This window comes from Kineococcus glutinatus (assembly GCF_039542765.1).
In the GTDB taxonomy this organism is placed as follows: Bacteria; Actinomycetota; Actinomycetes; order Actinomycetales; family Kineococcaceae; genus Kineococcus_A; species Kineococcus_A glutinatus.
This window is the reverse complement of sequence record NZ_BAABIL010000427.1, coordinates 1-1,852: the sequence shown is the minus strand read 5'-3', so window position 1 is coordinate 1,852 and position 1,852 is coordinate 1. Positions and strand designations below refer to the sequence as shown.

Sequence of the window (1,852 nt, the reverse complement as noted above, 5' to 3'; positions counted from 1 at the left end):
CCCTGCCCGTAGCCCTGCCCGTAGCCCTGCCCGTAGCCCTGCCCGTAGCCCTGCCCGTACCCCTGCGGCGGGGGCTGCTGGGCGTACCCCTGCGGTTGCCCCGCGCCGCCTGCGGGTGGCTCGGCGTACCAGTCCTCGCCGTGGGCGGGTCGCTGCGACCCGCTCTGGCCCGGCTGCTCGGACACGGTCCCTCCTCGTCCTCGACCTCGCCCACCATCGTCGGTGGTGCGTGCGCCGAGCGCCAGGCGTCGCGTCCCCACCGTCCGCCGCGCCCTCAGGCGTCGGCGGCGTCCGCCGTCACGAAGTCCACCAGCTCCTCCACCCGCCCCAGCAGCGCCGGCTCCAGGTCGGTGTAGTCGCGCACGGTGCCCAGGATGCGCTTCCAGCCGTGCGCGACGTCGGCCTGCGTGGCGTGCGGCCAGCCCAGCGCCGCGAGGATCCCGTGCTTCCACGACGTGCCGCGCGGGATCTCCGGCCAGCGCTGCCAGCCCAGGCGCTGCGGGCGCACCGCCTGCCAGACGTCGACGAAGGGGTGCCCCACGACGAGCACGTGCGGGTGGCGCACCTGCGCGACGATGCGCGACTCCTTGCTGCCGGGCACCAGGTGGTCGACGAGCACCCCCAGGCGCCGCCCGGGACCGGGGCGGAAGTCGCGCACGGCGGCGGCGAGGTCGTCGACGCCCTCCAGCAGCTCCACGACGACGCCCTCCACGCGCAGGTCGTCGCCCCACACCCGTTCCACCAGCTCGGCGTCGTGGCGGCCCTCGACGAGGATGCGGGAGGCGCGCGCGGTGCGGGCGGCGGTGCGCACCGCGACGGAGCCAGAGGCGGTGCGGGTGGGGGCGGCGGGCGCCGCGGGGCCCTTCGGCGCCACGAGCCGCACCGGCTGCCCGTCGATCCAGAAGCCGGGGCCGAGCGGGAAGGCGCGGGTGCGCCCGCGCGCGTCCTCCAGGACGACGACGTGCAGGCCGCCGCGCTTCTCCACGGCCACGACGGCACCGGTCCAGCCGGTCTCGACGTCCTCCACGACGAGCCCGCGCTCGGCGGTGCGCTCGGCGCTGCGGGGGCGGGCCGGGTGGGGGTCGCGGGCGAGGACGTCGCTGCCGTAGCGGTCGGCGGGGCGGTCGGGGGGCGTCACGGACGGGCACGCTAGTGAGCCCGGGCGCCGCCGCGGCGCCGACGCGCCCGGCGACCTCGCGGGTGAGGGGTCGGCGGGGTGGCGCGGCGGCATAGACTTGGCACTCCGGTGTGCTGAGTGCCAGGGGTGTGCGCCGGGCACGGGTGGGACCGACGGGGAGCGGAGGTGCGGAGGACGTGAGCGACGACCGCAGGCTGGCCGTGCTGCGCGCCATCGTCGAGGACTACGTGAGCACCCGGGAGCCGGTGGGCTCCAAGAACCTCGTCGAGCGCTACCAGCTCGGGGTGTCCCCGGCCACCATCCGCAACGACATGGCGGTGCTGGAGGAGGAGGGGTACATCACCCAGCCGCACACCAGCGCCGGCCGGGTGCCCACCGACAAGGGCTACCGCCTGTTCGTCGACCGCCTCGCCACCGTCAAGCCGATGTCGCAGGCCGAGAAGCGCGCGATCCAGACCTTCCTCGACGGTGCGGTGGACCTCGACGACGTCGTCGACCGCACGGTGCGGCTGCTGGCCCAGATCACCCGCCAGGCGGCCGTCGTGCAGTACCCGTCGCTGTCGCGGGCGGCGGTGCGCCACGTGGAGGTCATCCACGTCGGCGGCCGCTCGGCGCTGCTGGTCCTGATCACCGACACCGGCCGCGTCGAGCAGCGCGTGGTGACCCTGCGCTCGCGGGTGCCGGACGCCGGGCTGCCGCCGCTGCTGGCGGCGC

General features: G+C 76.5%; 2 protein-coding genes and 1 pseudogene. 1 reads left to right on the top strand and 2 read right to left on the bottom strand.

Features of this window, described 5'->3' with window-relative positions; all coding sequences use genetic code 11:
* Both ABEB16_RS15150 and ABEB16_RS15145 read right to left on the bottom strand, forming a co-directional pair.
* Positions 1-185, bottom strand: a pseudogene (locus tag ABEB16_RS15150) (hypothetical protein); the annotation flags it as partial.
* Positions 186-274: 89 nt separating this feature from the next.
* Positions 275-1,138, bottom strand: coding sequence for a DUF3097 domain-containing protein (locus ABEB16_RS15145; RefSeq protein WP_345713064.1), 864 nt, complete (start codon positions 1,136-1,138; stop codon positions 275-277).
* A gap of 176 nt (positions 1,139-1,314) precedes the next feature.
* On the opposite strand from ABEB16_RS15145, the gene hrcA reads away from it, so the two are divergent.
* Positions 1,315-1,852: heat-inducible transcriptional repressor HrcA (hrcA, locus tag ABEB16_RS15140; RefSeq protein WP_345713063.1), on the top strand; the 538-nt coding region annotated here is incomplete at its 3' end.